This window comes from Streptomyces sp. NBC_01298 (assembly GCF_035978755.1).
Lineage (GTDB): Bacteria > Actinomycetota > Actinomycetes > Streptomycetales > Streptomycetaceae > Streptomyces.
Window position 1 is genome coordinate 6066151 of record NZ_CP108414.1, and the last position, 18053, is coordinate 6084203.

The 18053-nt window shown below is 69.3% G+C and carries 15 protein-coding genes and 2 tRNA genes; 13 read left to right on the forward strand and 4 right to left on the reverse strand.

Annotated features, from left to right (window positions below; translation table 11 throughout):
- Positions 1 to 77 precede the first annotated feature (77 nt).
- Positions 78 to 148: transfer RNA gene (locus OG730_RS27540), tRNA-Gly, on the reverse strand.
- A 178-nt stretch (positions 149 to 326) separates the two neighbouring features.
- Between OG730_RS27540 and OG730_RS27545 the strand changes: the two genes are divergently transcribed.
- The 5 genes from OG730_RS27545 to clpX all read left to right on the forward strand — a co-directional run bounded on the left by OG730_RS27545 (position 327) and on the right by clpX (position 5122).
- Positions 327 to 403: transfer RNA gene (locus tag OG730_RS27545), tRNA-Pro, on the forward strand.
- A 187-nt stretch (positions 404 to 590) separates the two neighbouring features.
- Positions 591 to 1985, forward strand: a complete 1395-nt coding sequence (gene tig / locus OG730_RS27550) for a trigger factor (RefSeq protein WP_327306757.1) — start codon at positions 591 to 593, stop codon at positions 1983 to 1985.
- 321 nt (positions 1986 to 2306) lie between these two features.
- Entirely contained in the window at positions 2307 to 2924 is a 618-nt protein-coding gene (locus tag OG730_RS27555; RefSeq protein ID WP_250739480.1) for an ATP-dependent Clp protease proteolytic subunit, read from the forward strand.
- Between the two features lie 107 nt (positions 2925 to 3031).
- Positions 3032 to 3682, forward strand: coding sequence for an ATP-dependent Clp protease proteolytic subunit (locus OG730_RS27560; RefSeq protein WP_243334852.1), 651 nt, complete (start codon positions 3032 to 3034; stop codon positions 3680 to 3682).
- 153 nt (positions 3683 to 3835) lie between these two features.
- Positions 3836 to 5122, forward strand: coding sequence for an ATP-dependent Clp protease ATP-binding subunit ClpX (gene clpX / locus OG730_RS27565; protein ID WP_250739478.1), 1287 nt, complete (start codon positions 3836 to 3838; stop codon positions 5120 to 5122).
- A 503-nt stretch (positions 5123 to 5625) separates the two neighbouring features.
- Here clpX and OG730_RS27570 read toward each other — a convergent pair.
- Positions 5626 to 6591, reverse strand: a complete 966-nt coding sequence (locus OG730_RS27570; protein WP_327306758.1) for a flagellar basal body-associated FliL family protein — start codon at positions 6589 to 6591, stop codon at positions 5626 to 5628.
- 127 nt (positions 6592 to 6718) lie between these two features.
- Here OG730_RS27570 and OG730_RS27575 point away from each other — a divergent pair, with 127 nt between their 5' ends.
- On the forward strand, positions 6719 to 9340 hold the full coding sequence (locus OG730_RS27575; RefSeq protein WP_327306759.1) for a valine--tRNA ligase: 2622 nt from the start codon (positions 6719 to 6721) through the stop codon (positions 9338 to 9340).
- Positions 9341 to 9454: 114 nt separating this feature from the next.
- Here the strand turns inward: OG730_RS27575 and OG730_RS27580 are convergent, their stop codons facing one another.
- Positions 9455 to 10036: a vitamin K epoxide reductase family protein gene (locus OG730_RS27580; protein WP_327306760.1), complete on the reverse strand. Its 582-nt coding sequence runs from the start codon at positions 10034 to 10036 to the stop codon at positions 9455 to 9457.
- A gap of 152 nt (positions 10037 to 10188) precedes the next feature.
- On the opposite strand from OG730_RS27580, the gene OG730_RS27585 reads away from it, so the two are divergent.
- The gene (locus OG730_RS27585) at positions 10189 to 11340 is read left to right on the forward strand and encodes a sensor histidine kinase (RefSeq protein ID WP_327306761.1); all 1152 of its coding nucleotides are present in this window, start codon (positions 10189 to 10191) and stop codon (positions 11338 to 11340) included.
- A 21-nt stretch (positions 11341 to 11361) separates the two neighbouring features.
- Here OG730_RS27585 and OG730_RS27590 read toward each other — a convergent pair whose 3' ends face one another.
- Positions 11362 to 12411: a rod shape-determining protein gene (locus tag OG730_RS27590; RefSeq protein WP_327306762.1), complete on the reverse strand. Its 1050-nt coding sequence runs from the start codon at positions 12409 to 12411 to the stop codon at positions 11362 to 11364.
- 117 nt (positions 12412 to 12528) lie between these two features.
- Between OG730_RS27590 and folC the strand changes: the two genes are divergently transcribed.
- The 6 genes from folC (at position 12529) to mreD (ending at position 18041) form a co-directional block, all read left to right on the forward strand.
- Positions 12529 to 14043: a bifunctional tetrahydrofolate synthase/dihydrofolate synthase gene (gene folC, locus OG730_RS27595; protein ID WP_327306763.1), complete on the forward strand. Its 1515-nt coding sequence runs from the start codon at positions 12529 to 12531 to the stop codon at positions 14041 to 14043.
- A 3-nt stretch (positions 14044 to 14046) separates the two neighbouring features.
- A complete protein-coding gene (locus tag OG730_RS27600; protein ID WP_327306764.1) occupies positions 14047 to 14406 on the forward strand; it encodes a DUF4233 domain-containing protein in 360 nt (119 codons plus the stop codon).
- Positions 14407 to 14468: 62 nt separating this feature from the next.
- Positions 14469 to 14879 carry a nucleoside-diphosphate kinase gene (gene ndk / locus OG730_RS27605; protein WP_327306765.1) on the forward strand — a complete coding sequence of 137 codons (411 nt, stop codon included), beginning with the start codon at positions 14469 to 14471 and terminating at the stop codon, positions 14877 to 14879.
- Positions 14880 to 15175: 296 nt separating this feature from the next.
- Complete coding sequence (locus OG730_RS27610) at positions 15176 to 16195, forward strand: rod shape-determining protein (RefSeq protein ID WP_069923827.1); 1020 nt, start codon at positions 15176 to 15178, stop codon at positions 16193 to 16195.
- 181 nt (positions 16196 to 16376) lie between these two features.
- On the forward strand, positions 16377 to 17324 hold the full coding sequence (mreC, locus tag OG730_RS27615; RefSeq protein WP_327306766.1) for a rod shape-determining protein MreC: 948 nt from the start codon (positions 16377 to 16379) through the stop codon (positions 17322 to 17324).
- 12 nt (positions 17325 to 17336) lie between these two features.
- On the forward strand, positions 17337 to 18041 hold the full coding sequence (gene mreD, locus OG730_RS27620) for a rod shape-determining protein MreD (RefSeq protein ID WP_327306767.1): 705 nt from the start codon (positions 17337 to 17339) through the stop codon (positions 18039 to 18041).
- Positions 18042 to 18053: the final 12 nt, after the last annotated feature.

An 18053-nucleotide genomic window follows, 5' to 3' on the forward strand; every position in this document is an offset into this window, starting at 1 on the left:
GTTTGCCATCACCGCGTCCGGAACGACGAAGGGCCAGGTCGAGGAAAACTCCTCTGACCTGGCCCTTTGCGTCTCTGAGCGGGTGACGGGAATCGAACCCGCGTAGCTAGTTTGGAAGACTAGTGCTCTACCATTGAGCTACACCCGCAGCATGCGCGTCGCAGGTCCGGGGACCGCGGCACGAAGAGCATCCTAGCGGGTTCCCGCGGGGGATCGCACACCACATTTCGCGCCCGCGGAGAGTCGCGTCCGCTCTGCCGTGGCGCATTCGCCGAAACTCCGCACGCCGGAGGGTCCTCGGGCATGTACCCTACGTGTCGCACCGACGGGGTGTGGCGCAGCTTGGTAGCGCGTCCGCTTTGGGAGCGGAAGGTCGTCGGTTCGAATCCGGCCACCCCGACCAGCAGGATGATCGCGGGATCCCTCTCCGAGACCGCGTCGATGATCGCGTTGTGGGCTGATTGCCGCTTGCGGCTACTATGCAAGCTGCGTGCCCGTGTGTCTGATGTACCGGGCCCGATCCGCTGAGAACCGCTAGACCGCGGCGATGAGCAGAGACCCCCAGCAGTCAGCCACAAGGAGACCGAACCGTGAAGAGCGCCGTGGAGACCCTGAACCCGACTCGGGTTCGGCTCACTGTTGAGGTGCCCTTCGAGGAGCTCAAGGACAGCCTCGACGCGGCCTACAAGAAGATCAACCAGCAGGTCACGGTGAAGGGCTTCCGCAAGGGCAAGATCCCGGCCCGCGTCATCGACCAGCGCTTCGGCCGCGGTGCGGTGCTGGAGGAGGCCGTCAACGACGCCCTCCCGAAGTTCTACACCGAGGCCGTCAACGAGGCCGACCTGAACCCGCTGGGCCAGCCCGACGTGGACGTCACGGAGCTGAAGGACGGCGAACTGCTGGCCTTCACCGCCGAGGTCGACATCCGTCCCGCGATCGAGATCCCGGACTACTCCGGCATCGAGGTCACCGTGGACGCCGTCGAGGTCTCGGACGAGGACGTCGAGAAGTCGGTCGAGCAGCTGCGCGGCCGTTTCGCGTCCACCAAGGACGTCGAGCGCGCGGCCGAGGACGGCGACGTCGTTACCATCGACCTCGAGGCCAAGGTCGACGGCGAGGTGCTGGAGGACGGTGTCGCCCAGGACGTCTCCTACACCATCGGCTCTGGTGAGCTTCTCGAAGGCATCGACGAGGCCGTCAAGGGCCTGGAGGCCGGTGGCGAGGCCACCTTCACCTCCCAGCTGAAGGGCGGCTCCGCCGAGGGCAAGGACGCCGAGGTCACCGTCAAGGTCACCAAGGTTTCCGCCCGTGAGCTGCCGGAGCTGGACGACGAGTTCGCCGGCATGGCGAGCGAGTTCGACACCCTCGACGAGCTGAAGGCCGACAGCCGCAAGCGCCTCGAGAACATGAAGCAGTACGACCAGGCCACGCAGGCCCAGGAGCGCGTCCTGGAGAAGCTGCTGGAGCTCGTCGAGGTCCCGATCCCCGAGAAGCTCCTCGCGGACGAGGTCCAGACCCGCAAGCACAACCTGGAGCACCACCAGCTCGGCCAGATGGGTCTCACCATCGAGAAGTACCTGGAGATCCAGGGCAAGACGGTCGAGGAGTTCGACGCCGAGACCGCCGAGCAGGCGATCAAGGGCATCAAGACCCAGTTCGTCCTCGACGAGCTGGTCAACAAGGAGAAGCTGAACGTGAACCAGGAGGAGCTCACCGAGCACCTCATGCGTCGCGCCGCCTCCTCCGGCATGTCCCCCGACCAGTTCGCCCAGGCCGTCGTCGAGGGTGGCCAGGTTCCGATGCTCGTCGGCGAGGTCGCCCGCGGCAAGGCCCTCGCGGCCGTCGTCGAGGCCGCCAAGGTCACCGACACCAACGGTGAGGTCGTCGACCTCTCCGACGACGAGGACGAGCTCGAGACGGCCGCCGAGACCGTCGAGAACGTCGTCGAGGCCGACGGCGAGATCGCGGCCGACGAGGCCAAGTAACACCCGGGCTCACCCCCGCTGAGCAGTACCAGAGCACGGCCCGGAGGGCCCGTACGCCATCGCGTCCGGGCCCTTCGGCCTTCCTGCGGGAAGGGCCTGCGCAATGCCTTCCGAAGGCCCTCGGTGACGGGGCCCTGACCTTGCGCTCCGAGCGAACAGTTCGGGAAGCGGGATGGCGTTGTCGTAGCTGCGCGTTAGGGTCCATGAATACGAGGGCACGGGAGTACCCGACGCCGGCGGACATCGTCCGCACGGCAGGTCCGCGCCCCAGAACGAGACGCTGAGACGGCACATGGCCGTCGGAGACGAGCAGGTGGATACGTGACGAATCTGAAGCCTTACGCCGCGGGTGAGCCGTCCATCGGTGGCGGCCTCGGCGACCATGTCTACAACCGGCTGCTCGGCGAGCGCATCATCTTCCTCGGCCAGCAGGTCGACGACGACATCGCCAACAAGATCACCGCGCAGCTCCTGCTCCTGGCCGCCGAGCCGGAGAAGGACATCTACCTGTACATCAACAGCCCCGGTGGCTCGGTGACGGCAGGCATGGCGGTCTACGACACCATGCAGTACATCCCGAACGACGTGGTCACCATCGGTATGGGCATGGCGGCCTCCATGGGCCAGTTCCTGCTCACCGGCGGCACCCCGGGCAAGCGCTTCGCGCTCCCGAACACCGACATCCTGATGCACCAGGGCTCCGCCGGCATCGGTGGCACCGCCTCGGACATCAAGATCCAGGCCCAGTACCTGCTGCGCACGAAGCAGCGCATGGCTGAGATCACCGCGCACCACTCCGGCCAGACCGTGGAGACGATCATCCGCGACGGCGACCGCGACCGCTGGTACACGGCGGAAGAGGCCAAGGCCTACGGCCTCATCGACGAGATCATCTCCGCCGCGTCGCTGGTCCCGGGCGGCGGTGGCACCGGGGCCTGATCCCGGCCCCGGCGCACGGGATCCCGTACGGGGATCACCGCGCCCGCCCGCACCAGGCAAGCCTCAGCCCGCAGAACGCCACCAGGACGGTGAACACCCAGATGCACATGAACAACCTTTCTCCCGCGAGCGGCCTCTACACCGGCGCGCCGGTGGACAACCGCTACGTCGTGCCGCGCTTCGTGGAGCGCACCTCGCAGGGCGTCCGCGAGTACGACCCGTACGCGAAGCTCTTCGAGGAGCGCATCATCTTCCTCGGCGTGCAGATCGACGACGCCTCCGCCAACGACGTCATGGCGCAGCTCCTGTGCCTGGAGTCGATGGACCCGGACCGCGACATCTACCTGTACATCAACAGCCCCGGCGGCTCCTTCACCGCGCTGACGGCGATCTACGACACGATGCAGTTCGTGAAGCCGGACATCTCGACGGTGTGCATGGGCCAGGCGGCCTCCGCCGCCGCGGTCCTGCTCGCCGCCGGCGCCCCCGGCAAGCGCATGGCGCTGCCGAACGCCCGCGTGCTGATCCACCAGCCCTCGGGCGGCACCGGCCGCGAGCAGCTCTCCGACCTGGAGATCGCGGCCAACGAGATCCTGCGCATGCGCGACCAGCTGGAGAACATGCTGGCCACGCACTCCTCGACCCCGATCGAGAAGATCCGCGACGACATCGAGCGCGACAAGATCCTCACGGCCCAGGACGCGCTGGCGTACGGCCTGATCGACCAGGTCGTCGCGACCCGTAAGACTTCGAACTGATCCTTGCCGCCAGTTGACGCGGACACATCGCCGGATTCGGCGATGTGAACCACGTCAAGGGGGCCCCGCACGGGGCCCCCGGCAAGGTACCGTCGGATATGAGGCACCAGGAGCGCTGAACCAGGCGTCTCCCAGGCGAAGGGGAAGCACCTCGTGGCACGCATCGGTGACGGCGGCGACCTGCTCAAGTGCTCGTTCTGCGGAAAGAGCCAGAAGCAGGTGAAGAAGCTCATCGCGGGACCCGGTGTGTACATCTGCGACGAGTGCATCGACCTCTGCAACGAGATCATCGAAGAGGAGCTGGCCGAGACTTCCGAGGTCAGGTGGGAGGAACTCCCCAAGCCTCGTGAGATCTACGAGTTCCTGGAGAGCTACGTCGTCGGCCAGGAGCCGGCGAAGAAGGCGCTCTCCGTCGCGGTGTACAACCACTACAAGCGCGTCCAGGCCGGCGAGAACGGCGGCGGGACGGGCCGTGACGACGCGATCGAGCTCGCGAAGTCCAACATCCTCCTGCTCGGCCCCACGGGCTCGGGCAAGACGCTGCTGGCCCAGACGCTGGCCCGGATGCTCAACGTTCCGTTCGCCATCGCGGACGCGACGGCGCTGACGGAGGCCGGGTACGTCGGCGAGGACGTCGAGAACATCCTGCTCAAGCTGATCCAGGCCGCTGACTACGACGTCAAGAAGGCCGAAACCGGGATCATCTACATCGACGAGATCGACAAGGTCGCCCGCAAGAGCGAGAACCCGTCGATCACGCGCGACGTGAGCGGCGAGGGCGTGCAGCAGGCCCTCCTGAAGATCCTGGAAGGCACGACCGCTTCCGTACCGCCGCAGGGCGGTCGCAAGCACCCGCACCAGGAGTTCATCCAGATCGACACGACGAACGTGCTGTTCATCGTGGGCGGCGCCTTCTCCGGGCTGGAGCGGATCATCGAATCCCGTGCCGGCGCGAAGGGCATCGGCTTCGGGGCGACCATCCGCTCGAAGCGCGAGATCGAGGCGAGCAACCAGTTCCAGGAGGTCATGCCGGAGGACCTGGTGAAGTTCGGGATGATCCCCGAGTTCATCGGCCGTCTCCCCGTCATCACCTCGGTGCACAACCTGGACCGCGAGGCCCTGCTCCAGATCCTCATCGAGCCGCGCAACGCGCTGGTCAAGCAGTACCAGCGGCTGTTCGAACTCGACGGCGTCGAGCTGGACTTCGAGCGCGAGGCCCTCGAAGCCATCGCCGACCAGGCGATCCTCCGCCAGACCGGCGCGCGCGGCCTGCGCGCCATCATGGAAGAGGTCCTGATGTCGGTGATGTACGAGGTCCCGTCCCGCAAGGACGTGGCCCGCGTGGTCATCACCTCGGACGTGGTCCGTTCCAACGTCAACCCGACGCTGGTCCCGCGGATCGTCCCGAAGGACCAGGGGCCGCACGAGAAGTCGGCGTAGCCGCCAGGTACGCGTACGCAGAAGGGGCGCCCCCGACCGGGGGCGCCCCTTCTGCGGTCGGCCTATCTTGCGCTGTAATCAGACATAGGTTCGCCATGTCCTGGCGTGGAGCATATTTCCTTGATCGACTTTGCCTCGAACCGTTTTCGATCGAGAGGTAAGAGCGTGAGGCGGAACCGTGTCATGGGAGCCCTGGCGGTGACTGTCGCCGCTACCGTGCTGCCGATGGTGGCGGCTACACCGGCGTCGGCTGACCAGGGTGATTGCCAGTATTACCTCCACACGCAGGGCTATCGGATAGGCCCGAAGGTGGAGTCTGGCTGTAAGGCGGGTAGCGTCAGCGTCTTTGTCAACCCGGGACGCTGGGGTTCGTGCTACTTCGGGTTGACAAACATTGGAGTCAGGAAGGAGCCCGCCGTCACGGCGTGTAACCGCGCGGGCTGGTAGCCCTCTGGCCGCGGCCGGCCTGCACGGAAACGAGTGCCCGTGCAGGCCGCTGGCGATCAGGCTTTAGTGCGGGCCGTGTTGTACAGCTTCGCGGTGTAGCCCGCCGTCTGTTCCAGGGTGAAGCCCTGGGTGCCGCCCATGACGGAGGCGAAGTCCGCCATGCTCACGACGGACAGGGTGCTGTAGTCGCCCCAGATGCAGACCGGAATGGTGAAGGGCTTCGTGAGCGGGTTGTCCGCGGACTTCTTCGGAGTCATCTTGAGCTCCTGGCACTTCATCACGGCGCCCTTGAAGCCGGCCGGGTTCATCACCTTGGGGGAGCCGACGAGCTCCGCCTCCCCGTCCTTGTCGTCCTTCATCGAATTGGCCTTGGCCATGGCGAAGTAGGCGTCCACGGCCTTCTCCGGGTCGGCGATCTCGCCGTACACGCCCTGGAAGTTGAGTGCCTTTGCGGCCAGCGGGTTCTTCGCGTCGCCGGACTGGTAGGCCTCGGCGACCTGGGTCGGGTTCTTGACGCCGACCGCCTCGACTTCCTTGCGGTCCTTGTCGGAGAACTCTTCCTTCGAGCTCTTCGGGTTCTTCTTGTACTCGTCCACCGAGGCCGGAGCCACCAGCTTGTAGCCCTTGGTGTCCGCGGAGATCGACGCCGAGGCGCCGCCGCCCTGCGTGAAGTACCAGCCGGCGCCGCCGATCACGGCCACCGCCAGGACCACCGCGATGATCACGCCGGCCTTCGACTTCTTCGGAGGCTGCTGCGGGGGCATCCCGCCGCCGTACGGGGGCTGCTGCGGGTAGCCGCCGTACGGGGGCTGCTGCTGGGGGAAGCCGGGCTGCTGCTGCTGCGGGTAGCCCTGCTGCGGGACTCCCTGGGGGGCCTGCTGCGGGTAGCCGTAGCCGGGCTGCTGTCCGTAGGGGCCGGGCTGCTGGCCGCCGTACGGGTTCGGCTGCTGCGGCTGCTGTCCGTAGGGCCCCGGCTGCTGCGGCTGCTGGCCTCCGTACGGCCCCGGCTGGTTGTAGCTCATCCCGCGTCCCCCCATGAGGTTGTTTATGCGTCCCACACATCCTGGCGGAAGCCGGGGCGGCGAAGGGCCCCGGGCCCCCGGAAACCCGGTTTCATGACCGGACCGTTACGGCCCTAAACTGTGCCTCGTGACCGAGAACACGCAGACACCCAGCAGCCCCTACTCCGAACTGCCGACCTCCTACGCGCCGGCCGATGTAGAGGGGAAGCTCTACGAGCGCTGGGTAGAGCGTGGGTACTTCGAGGCGGACGAGAAGAGCGACAAGCCTCCCTTCGCCATCGTCATCCCGCCGCCGAACGTCACCGGAAGCCTCCACCTGGGGCACGCCTTCGAGCACACGCTGATCGACGCCATCACCCGCCGCAAGCGCATGCAGGGCTACGAGACCCTGTGGCAGCCCGGCATGGACCACGCGGGCATCGCCACCCAGAACGTCGTCGAGCGCGAGCTCGCCAAGGAGGGCAAGTCCCGCCACGACCTGGGCCGCGAGGCCTTCGTCGAGCGCGTCTGGCAGTGGAAGGGCGAGTCCGGCGGGCAGATCTCCGGTCAGATGCGCCGCCTCGGCGACGGCGTCGACTGGTCGCGCGAGCGCTTCACCATGGACGAGGGCCTGTCCGAGTCCGTCCAGACCATCTTCAAGAAGCTCTACGACGACGAGCTGATCTACCGCGCCGAGCGCATCATCAACTGGTGCCCCCGCTGCCTCACCGCGATCTCCGACATCGAGGTCGAGTACCAGGACGACGAGGGCGAGCTCGTCTCCATCCGGTACGGCGAGGGCGAAGCCTCCATCGTCGTCGCGACGACCCGCGCCGAGACGATGCTCGGTGACACGGCCGTCGCCGTCCACCCCGACGACGAGCGCTACAAGCACCTCGTCGGCACCGAGATCGAGCTGCCGCTCACCGGCCGCCGCATCCCGGTCGTCGCCGACGAGCACGTCGACCCCGAGTTCGGCACCGGCGCCGTCAAGGTGACCCCGGCGCACGATCCCAACGACTTCGAGATCGGCCAGCGCCACGGCCTGCCCAACCTCGCCGTCATGGACGAGCACGCCGTCATCACCGTCCACGGCCCCTTCCTGGGCCTGGACCGGCTGGAGGCCCGTTCCGCCATCGTCGCCGCGCTGCGCGCCGAGGGCCGGATCGTCGCCGAGAAGCGCCCGTACACGCACTCCGTCGGCCACTGCTCGCGCTGCAAGACCACCATCGAGCCGCGCCTCTCGCTCCAGTGGTGGGTCAAGGTCGGCCCGCTCGCCAAGGCCGCCGGTGACGCGGTCCGCGACGGCCAGGTCAAGATCCACCCGCAGGAGATGGAGAAGCGCTACTTCGACTGGGTCGACAACCTCCACGACTGGTGCATCTCGCGCCAGCTGTGGTGGGGCCACCGCATCCCCGTCTGGTACGGCCCGAACGGCGAGATCGTCTGCGTCGGCCCCGACGAGCAGCCGCCGACCGGCGAGGGCTGGACCCAGGACACGGACGTCCTGGACACCTGGTTCTCCTCCGGCCTGTGGCCGTTCTCCACGCTCGGCTGGCCGCGGCAGACCGACAGCCTGGCGAAGTTCTACCCGAACGCCGTCCTGGTCACCGGCTACGACATCCTCTTCTTCTGGGTCGCCCGGATGATGATGTTCGGCCTGTACGCGATGGACGGCACCCCGCCGTTCCACACCATCGCCCTGCACGGCATGGTCCGCGACGAGCGCGGCAAGAAGATGTCGAAGTCCTTCGGCAACGCGGTCAACCCGCTGGACTGGATGGACAAGTACGGCTCCGACGCGGTCCGCTTCACCCTGGCGCGCGGCGCCAACCCGGGTGTCGACGTCCCGATCGGCGAGGACTGGGTCCAGGCCTCCAGCAAGTTCGCCAACAAGATCTGGAACGCCACCCGCTTCGCGATGATGAACGGCGCCACGATCGAGGGCGACCTGCCGTCGGCCGAGGAGATGTCGGCGACCGACCGCTGGATCCTGTCCCGGCTGAACGCGACGGTCGCGCAGGCCGACGCCTTCTACGAGGACTACCAGTTCTCCAAGCTCAGCGAGGCGCTCTACCACTTCGCGTGGGACGAGGTCTTCGACTGGTACGTCGAGCTGTCGAAGACGACGTTCTTCGCGGGCGGCGAGCCGGCCAAGGCCTCCGCCCGGGTCCTCGGCGAGGTCCTCGACGTCATGCTGCGCCTGCTGCACCCGGTGGTCCCCTTCGTCACCGAGACCCTGTGGACCACGCTGACCGGCGGCGAGTCCCTGGTGATCGCCGAATGGCCCAAGGACAGCGGCTTCCGCGACGCCGGCGCCGAGGCCGAGATCGAGGCCATCCAGACCCTCGTCCGCGAGGTCCGCCGGTTCCGCAAGGAGCAGGGCCTCGACGACAAGCAGAAGGTCCCGGCCCGCCTGGACCTGTCCGCCACCACGCTGGCCGCCCACGAGGCCGCCATCCGCCAGGTGCTGCGCCTCCAGCCGGAGGGCGACGCCTTCAGCGCCACCGCGACCCTGCCGGTCGCCGGCGCCACCGTCGCGCTCGACCTGTCGGGCACCATCGACATCCCGGCGGAGCGCAAGCGGCTGAGCAAGGACCTGGCCGCCGCCGAGAAGGAGAAGCAGCAGGCCGAGGCGAAGCTCGGGAACGAGGCGTTCATCGCCAAGGCTCCCGACAACGTCGTGGACAAGATCAAGGGCCGGCTGTCCAAGGCGGAAGGCGACATCGCCCGCCTGAAGGCCCAGCTGGAAGCCCTCCCCGAGGGCTGACGACTCCGGCAAGGCCGGCAGCTCCGGCAAAGGCAAAGACGCAAGCGAAGGCCCCCACGCCGTCGGTCGACGTGGGGGCCTTCGCCGTATCTGTTCCCCGCGAGGGGCCGGGCGTCACAGCAGCCGGGTGCCGAACTTCGTCAGGATGAGCGCCGCCACCACGCCGTACGCCGCCAGCGGCACGACCCAGTGGGGGAGCGCCCGCAGCCGGGAGCCGGCCGGGGCCAGGTGGCGGGTGACGTACCAGAACAGCGGGATCATCACCGCCCAGACGACCATGCACCACGGGCACAGGGCCCCGATCACGTACAGGCACTGGCTGATCAGCCACACCGTGAAGGCGAATCCGGCCGCGATCCCGGCCCACAGCCCGCGCCACAGCCACCGGGGGAACAGCGCCCCGGCGACCAGGGCCGTGCCCAGTCCGGCGAGGGCCGCGAAGCCGGCCAGGCCGAGCAGCATGTTGGGGAAGCCGAGCAGGTTGCCCTGCCAGGTGGTCATCACGTCGCCGCAGCTCAGCACCGCGTTGACGTTGCAGCCCGGGGTGAAGAGGGGGTCCTCCAGGGTGCGGATGCGGTCGTAGGTGAGGACGCCGGAGGCCAGGGCGCCGATGAGGCCGCCGATGAGCAGGAGCAGGGCGGTGCCCCGCGGGGTCGTCGGTCCCCGTTGGGCGGTCGTTCCCCTATGGGTGGTCATTCTCCCGACGCTACGAGCGTGCCGGCGGCCCCGGGTAGAGCGGAACGCCTCCGGACCGAAGGACCTCCGGCCTGTCCGAAGTGCCCTAAATCACGCCTTCTCGGGTCCGGGCGGCCCGGATGCGGGGGTGCCGAGCACGGATGATGGAGGGCATGCACGTCAAGCCCGCCCCTTCGGCGCCCCACCGGCTCACGGCCTTCGGCCGCCGGCTCGGGCAGGGCTGGGCCGGGTCGCCGCGCGTGATGGACCTGCTGGCGGCGCTCAGCTGCCTGGGCCTGATGGCGCTCGACCTGCCGGGCCTGGCGGCCGCCGACAACTCGCTGAGCGGGCCCTCCGCGGCGGTCGTCCTGGCCGTCGGCTGCTCCACGCTGCTGGTGCGGCGCCGACTGCCCTGGGTCTCGTACCTCGCCGCGCTGGTCTTCATCGGCTGGCTGCACGAGCTGACCCTGATCCAGTTCGCGCTGTACTCGGTGGGCCGCTTCCGCGGGCGCCGGGCCGGTGTCCTCGCCACCTTGGGCTACGTCGCCTTCGCGCTGTGCCTGTTCTGCTGCGTGCCGGGCTGGCCGCTGGCCCGGGCCGAGACCCTCAGCTCCTTCCTCAGCCTCGTCGTGCCCATCGGGGTCCTCGCCTCGGCCGTCGGCATCGCCGCCTACCGGCACGACCTGGTGCGCGAGCTCGACACCCGGCGCGCCGAGTCCGCCGTGCTCCAGGCGGTCCAGCAGGAGCGGACCTCCGTCGCCCGCGACGTCCACGACTTCGTCGGGCGCGAGCTGACCCTGCTGACGGTCCGCTCCGAGGTGCTGTCGATGCGCTCGCGCGAAACGGCGTACGCGAAGGACTTTGAAGAGCTCGCCGACACCGCGCGCCGGGCCCACCTGGTGCTCAACGAGATCATCGTGCAGCGCGGGGAGCGGGCGGCGACCCCGGGCGTGGAGGGGCTGGCGGTGCTCGCGGAGGAGAGCGGCCGCGCGGGTTCGCCCGTACGGCTCGCCCTGGATCCGGCCGTGCACGGACTGTCGCCGCTGCGTCAGGCGGCGGTCTACCGGGTGGTGCAGGAATGCCTGACCAACGCCGCCAAGCACGCGCGCGGCCAAACCATCGAGGTGTCCATCGCGGCCGACGGTCCGCAGCTGCGGATCGCCGTCCGCAACGGGCTGGCGGAGCGCCACCCGACCCGGGCCCCCGTCTCGGCGGGCTCGGGCACGGCCAGCATGTCGGAGCGCGTGCGGAGCCTGGGCGGCACCCTGACGGCGACGCGCACGCGGGACGCGTACGAGGTCATCGCGACCCTCCCGAAGGGCTGAGCCCACGGCGCTCCAAGTGGCCTAGGCCCGCGCCGGCGCCAGCAGGCCGCTGAGCGCGTCCATGTCCTCCACGCAGCGGCCCGATCCCAGGGCCACGCAGTCCAGCGGGTCGTCCGCGACGAAGACCGGGATCCCGGTCGAGGAGGCCATCCGCAGGTCCAGGCCGGGCAGCAGTGCGCCGCCGCCGGTCAGGACGATGCCGTGCTCCATGACGTCGCCGGACAGTTCGGGCGGGCACTCCTCCAGGGTGGTGCGGACCGCCGCGATGATCGCCTCGACCGGCTCGTCCAGGGCGGCGCGCACGTCACGCGCGTCGAGCGCGAGCGTCTGGGGCATGCCGCCGACCTTCTCGCGGCCCCGCACCGTGAAGGTGGCGGTCTCCAGCTCGGGCCGGTCCGGCACCGGCCAGGCCGAGCCGATGGCGATCTTGACGTCCTCGGCGGTGCGGTCGCCGATGAGCAGGGAGTGCTCCTTGCGGACGTGGTCGGTGATGGCGGCGTCCATCCGGTCGCCGGCGACCCGGAGCGACCGCGCGGTGACGATGCCGCCCAGCGAGATGACGGCGACCTCGGAGGTGCCGCCGCCGATGTCGACGACCATCGACCCGCGCGGTTCGGACACCGGGAGCCCCGCGCCGATCGCCGCGGCCATGGGTTCCTCGATCAGGTGCACGGTCTTGGCGCCGGCCCGGGCGGAGGCGTGGATGATGGCCCGCCGCTCCACCTGGGTGACGCCGGACGGTACGCAGATCACCATGCGGGTGCGCACCCGGCGGCCGGGAACGGCCTTGCGGACGAAGTGCCGGATCATCTCCTCGGCGGCCTCGTAGTCACAGATCACGCCGTCCTTGAGGGGGCGGATCGCGGTGATGGAGCCGGGAGTGCGGCCGATGGTCTCCTTGGCCTCGGTCCCGACGGCCAGGGCGGTGGTGGTGCCCGCCTTGACGGCCACCACGGACGGCTCATTGAGGACGATGCCGTGCCCCCGTGCGTAGACGAGGGTGTTGGCGGTTCCCAGGTCGATGCCTATGTCGCGGCTGGAACCTGTCTTGTTCGTGCTGGCCTGCGGCATTTATTCCCCAATCTCCTGCCGCAAGGCTTGCATAACGATCCGGTCGCACCGGCAGCCGAAGGTCCCGATGCGACCGGGCCGAAAGTCCCTGTGCCCCTCGTCCGTAGACTGGGTCCCGTGAGTGAGCAGCAGCCCGAGAGCCACGATGACAGCTTCGACGCCTTCGACAAGATCGTGGCGGAAGAGTCCGACCGCGACCCCGACCTGGCGGTGATCGAGGCGGGCAGCCGCACCCTGCGCGCGCAGGCCGGTCCGCCCCAGGGCGACCCGGTGCCCGAGGAGCCCGCCGACCCCGAGGTGGCCAAGGCCCTGCGGGAGGTGGAGCAGGAGTTGGCCGGCCGCTGGGGCGAGACCAAGCTGGAGCCGTCCGTCACGCGGATCGCCGCGCTGATGGACGTCCTGGGCGAGCCGCAGCGCGCGTACCCCTCCATCCACGTCACCGGCACCAACGGCAAGACGAGCACCTCCCGCATGATCGAGGCGCTGCTGAACGCCTTCGAGCTGCGCACCGGGCGCTACACCAGCCCGCACGTGCAGTCGATCACCGAGCGGATCAGCCTGGACGGGGCGCCGGTCAGCGCCGAGCGGTTCGTCGAGACGTACGAGGACATCAAGCCCTACGTGGACATGGTGGACGCGGCCGAGGAGATCCGGCTGTCGTTCTTCGAGGTCCTCACCGGTATGGCCTACGCGGCCTTCGCGGACGCCCCCGTGGACGCGGCCGTGATCGAGGTGGGCATGGGCGGCGCCTGGGACGCCACCAACGTGATCGACGGCGCCGTCGCCGTGGTCACCCCGATCAGCCTGGACCACACGGACCGGCTCGGCTCCACCACCGGCGAGATCGCGCAGGAGAAGGGCGGCATCATCAAGCAGGGCGCCACCGTGATCCTGGCGCAGCAGCCGGTGGACGCGGCGCAGGTGCTGCTGAAGAAGGCCGTGGAGGTCGATGCGACCGTGGCCCGCGCGGGCATGGAGTTCGGCGTCGTCACCCGTGAGGTCGCGGTGGGCGGGCAGCAGCTGACGCTGCGCGGCCTGGGCGGCGAGTACGACGGCATCTTCCTGCCGCTGTACGGCGCCCACATGGCGCACAACGCGGCGGTGGCGCTGGCGGCCGTCGAGGCCTTCTTCGGGATCGGCGCCGATCACGCGCGGGTCCTGGACGTGGAGACCGTGCGCAAGGCCTTCGCCTCGGTGACCTCGCCCGGCCGCATGGAGGTCGTGCGGCGCAGCCCCACGGTGGTCCTGGACGCGGCGCACAACCCGGCCGGCGCACAGGTCACCGCGGAGGCGGTGACCGAGGCCTTCGGCTTCAGCCGGCTGGTCGGGGTCGTCGGCGCGAGCGAGGGCAAGGACGCGCGCGGGATCCTCGAAGCCTTCGAGCCGATCTTCGCCGAGGTCGTGATCACGGAGAACACCAGCCACCGGGCGACCTCCGCCGACGAACTGGCCGCCATCGCGGTCGAGGTCTTCGGCTCCGAGCGCGTGCAGGTGGAGCCGCGGCTGGACGACGCCCTGGAGGCGGCGATCACGCTGGCGGAGGAAGAGGCGGAGTACGGAGGGGCCGGGGTCCTGGTGACCGGCTCCGTCATCACGGTGGGCGAGGCCCGCCTGCTACTGAAGAGGGGCTGAGGGATGCGCACGCTGTGTGCTTCGACGCTGATCGCCGAGTTCTTCGTGATCGGCTTCGCGGGGCTGGTCGCGATGAAGGGCGATCTGAGCCAGGCCGCGGTCTGGTCGGTCTGCGGGATCGCGATGCTGGTGTCGGTGCTGCTGTGCGGGATGCTCTCGCGTCCCGGGGCCGTGCAGATCGGCTGGGCCCTGCAGATCGGGCTGGTGCTGAGCGGCTTCGTCGTACCGATGATGTTCGTCCTGGGCGTGGTGTTCGCCGGCCTGTGGTGGTGCTCGATCCACTACGGCCGCCGCATCGACGTGATCAAGGCCCGCTGGGCCGCCCAGGCGGAGGCCGAGGCCGCCGCCCCGACCGAGGCGTAGGGCTCGCCCGGCCCCCTGTAGCCTCGTCGGACCGCACCCGTATGCCGCAAGGAGTTACCCATATGACCCAGCGCACGCTCGTCCTCCTCAAGCCCGACGCCGTCCGTCGCGGTCTGATCGGCGAGATCGTCGGCCGCATCGAGCGGAAGGCCGGCTGGACCATTCCCGCGCTGGAGCTGCGCACGCTGGACCAGGAGACCCTGGAGGCGCACTACGGCGAGCACAAGGGCAAGCCCTTCTACGAGCCCCTCATGGGCTTCATGGCCAGCGGCCCGGTCGTGGCCCTGGTCGTCGAAGGGGAGCGCGTGATCGAGGGTGTCCGCCAGTTGGCCGGACCCACTGACCCGATTGCCGCCGCGCCCGGCTCCATCCGGGGTGACTTCGGTACCGTCACCCGGGAGAACCTGATCCACGCCTCGGACTCCGAGGAGTCCGCGGAGCGGGAACTGAAGCTGTTCTTCCCGGCACTGTGATCACTCTTTTCTGACGCAACATCAGCCGAATAGCGCTCATGACCTGGGGCGACCGAAGTAATTTCGGTCGCCCTCCGGTATTACCGGGCACATTCGGGAACGCATCGACAGGACACGACGTCACCACTAAGGGGGCGGGTATCCGTTCCGGCGGGCTTGCCGGAGTCCCGTCGCGCGGAGGCCGTACTTGCGGCACTACGATGGGGCCTCCACCCACACACCCACCTCGCCGACCTGACAGCAGCCGCTATCAACTGGAAGGCCAGACGCTCCTCATGGGGAACAAGGGGAACAACATGTCGTTCATCGGCCGTGACATGGCGATCGACCTCGGGACCGCCAACACGCTGGTGTACGTGAGGGGCCGGGGAATCGTCCTGAACGAGCCGTCCGTGGTCGCCATCAACACGAACACCGGTGGCATCCTGGCGGTCGGCTCCGAAGCCAAGAAGATGATCGGGCGCACGCCCGGCAACATCGTCGCCGTGCGGCCCCTCAAGGACGGCGTCATCGCCGACTTCGAGATCACCGAGCGGATGCTCCGGTACTTCATCCTCAAGATCCACAAGCGCCGCTACCTGGCCCGTCCGCGCGTCGTGGTCTGCGTGCCCTCCGGCATCACGGGAGTGGAGCGCCGCGCCGTCATCGAGGCGTCCACGCAGGCCGGTGCCCGCCAGGTGCACATCATCGAAGAGCCGATGGCCGCCGCCATCGGCGCGGGCCTGCCCGTCCACGAGGCCACCGGCAACATGGTCGTGGACATCGGCGGCGGCACCACCGAGGTGGCCGTCATCTCCCTCGGCGGAATCGTCACGGCACAGTCCATCCGGGTGGCCGGCGACGAGCTCGACAACGCGATCATCCAGCACATCAAGAAGGAGTACTCGCTCCTCCTCGGTGAGCGCACCGCCGAGCAGATCAAGATCACCATCGGATCGGCCTACGACCTCGACAAGGACGAGCACACCGAGATCCGCGGCCGCGACCTGGTCTCGGGCCTGCCCAAGACCGTCGTGATCTCGGCCGCCGAGGTGCGCAAGGCGATCGAGGAGCCGGTCAACGCGATCGTCGACGCGGTCAAGACCACCCTCGACAAGTGCCCGCCGGAGCTCTCCGGCGACATCATGGACCGGGGCATCGTCCTGACCGGAGGCGGCGCCCTGCTCCGCGGCCTCGACGAGCGGCTGCGCCGCGAGACGGGCATGCCGATCCACATCGCCGAGGACCCGCTGGACTCCGTGGCGCTCGGATCCGGCAAGTGCGTAGAGGAGTTCGAGGCGCTCCAGCAGGTGCTGGACGCCCAGCCGCGGCGCTGATCCGGCCCGCCGCGCGGCGGCGGAACACAAATGATCCGCCGTACGGGTGCTACCGGGCCCGTGCGGCGGATCGTTGATATACAGGCAAGGTCCGGTGCGAGCCCCGGCTCCACCGGAGCGGTGTGGCCGTCTTTTTCGGCCTGGCCGCACGGTATCTATGAGGAAGGCACGGCCGCCGCACGTGAGGGACACACGAGAAAGCCGGCTGCTCCTGGTGCTTCTGATCGCCATCGCGTTCGCTTTGATCACGGTGGACATCAGGACGGGTGAGGAGTCTCCGGTCGACGGTGCCCGGCAGGCCGCCGCAGCGGTCTTCGGGCCGGTCGAGAAGGGCGTGGCGAAAGGGGTCGACCCGGTCGCCAACGCCATAGGGGCGGTACGGGACTCCGGCGAGCGGCACAACCGCATCGCGACGCTGGAGCGCGAGAACGCCGCACTCAAGGCCAAGCTGGGCAGCGACGACCGGACCCGCAGCCGGATCCGCGAGCTCGACGAGATGCTCAAGCGGGCGGGCGCGGGCCAGTACGGCATCAAGGGCGCCGAGGTCATCGCCATAGGAGCGGCCCAGGGCTTCTCCTGGACCGTGACCATCGACGCGGGCAGCAAGGACGGCATCGAGCGCGACATGACCGTCCTCAACGGGGACGGACTCGTCGGCCGCGTCGCCACCGTCGGCCCCGACACCGCCACCGTGGTCCTCGCCAACGACCCCGACTTCACCGTCGGCACCCGTCTGGAGAAGACCGGCGAACTCGGCTTCGCCACCGGTCAGGGAGACCGGGAGCTCTCCGTGCAGATGCTCAACGGCAAGGCCAAGATCAACAACGGCGACCGGCTCGTCACCTTCGGCTCGCGCGGCAACAAGCCCTTCGTGCCCGGTGTCCCGATCGGCGAGGTGATCAAGGTAGACCCCGCGCGCGGCGACCTGACCCGGACCGTCTGGGTCCGCCCCTTCGTCGGCTTCTCCCGCCTGGACATCGTCGGCGTCGTGGTCATGCCGCCGCGCCAGGACCCGCGCGACGCGGTGCTGCCGCCCAAGCCCGAAGCGCCCAAGCCCACCCCGACGGTCACCGTCACGGTCACCCCGTCGCCCGGCGCGTCCGCGTCCGGCAAGCCGGCCGACGACTAGGAGCCGATCATCATGCGTTTCAACCGGATCCTGCTCTCGGGCACGCTCGTCGTGGTCGCCCTGGTCGTCCAGGTCTCCATCCTGGGCCGCCTCCAACTCCCCGGAGCCGTCCCCGACCTGGTCCTGCTCACGGTCGTCGCCCTCGCGCTCGTGTACGGGTGCGTCAGCGGCGCTCTCATCGGCTTCGCCGCAGGCCTCCTCACCGACCTGGCCCCGCCCGCCGACCACGCCGCCGGCCGCTACGCCCTCGTGCTGTGCGTCATCGGCTACGTCGCCGGACTGGTCCGCCCCGACACCGGGCGGTTCCGCTCCGCCTGGGGCCCGATGCTCACCGTCGTCGGCGCCGCCTTCGTCTCCACCCTGCTCTACGCGGGCGTCGGCGCCCTGGTCGGCGACACCGCCGCCCGCCACGTGGGGATGACCGGGCTGCTCTTCACCGCGGTCCTCTACGACCTGCTGCTCGCCCCCTTCACCGTGCCGTTCATCATGGCCCTGGCCCGCCGCGCGGAGAACGACCCGATGGCCGTCGAGGCCAACGGCGGCCCGCCCGCGGGCAAGGACGTCGCCTCCGGCTGGCTGGCCGGCGGCACCGGACTGCGGATCGGCAGCCAGCGCGGCGGCCTGCGGATGAAGACCGCCCGCAGCCGGGCCAACCGGGCCGGCCGCATAAAGGGAGTCAAGGGAATCAAGGGTGTGAAGAGCGTCAAGAAGCTGTGAGGGAGGAGCCCA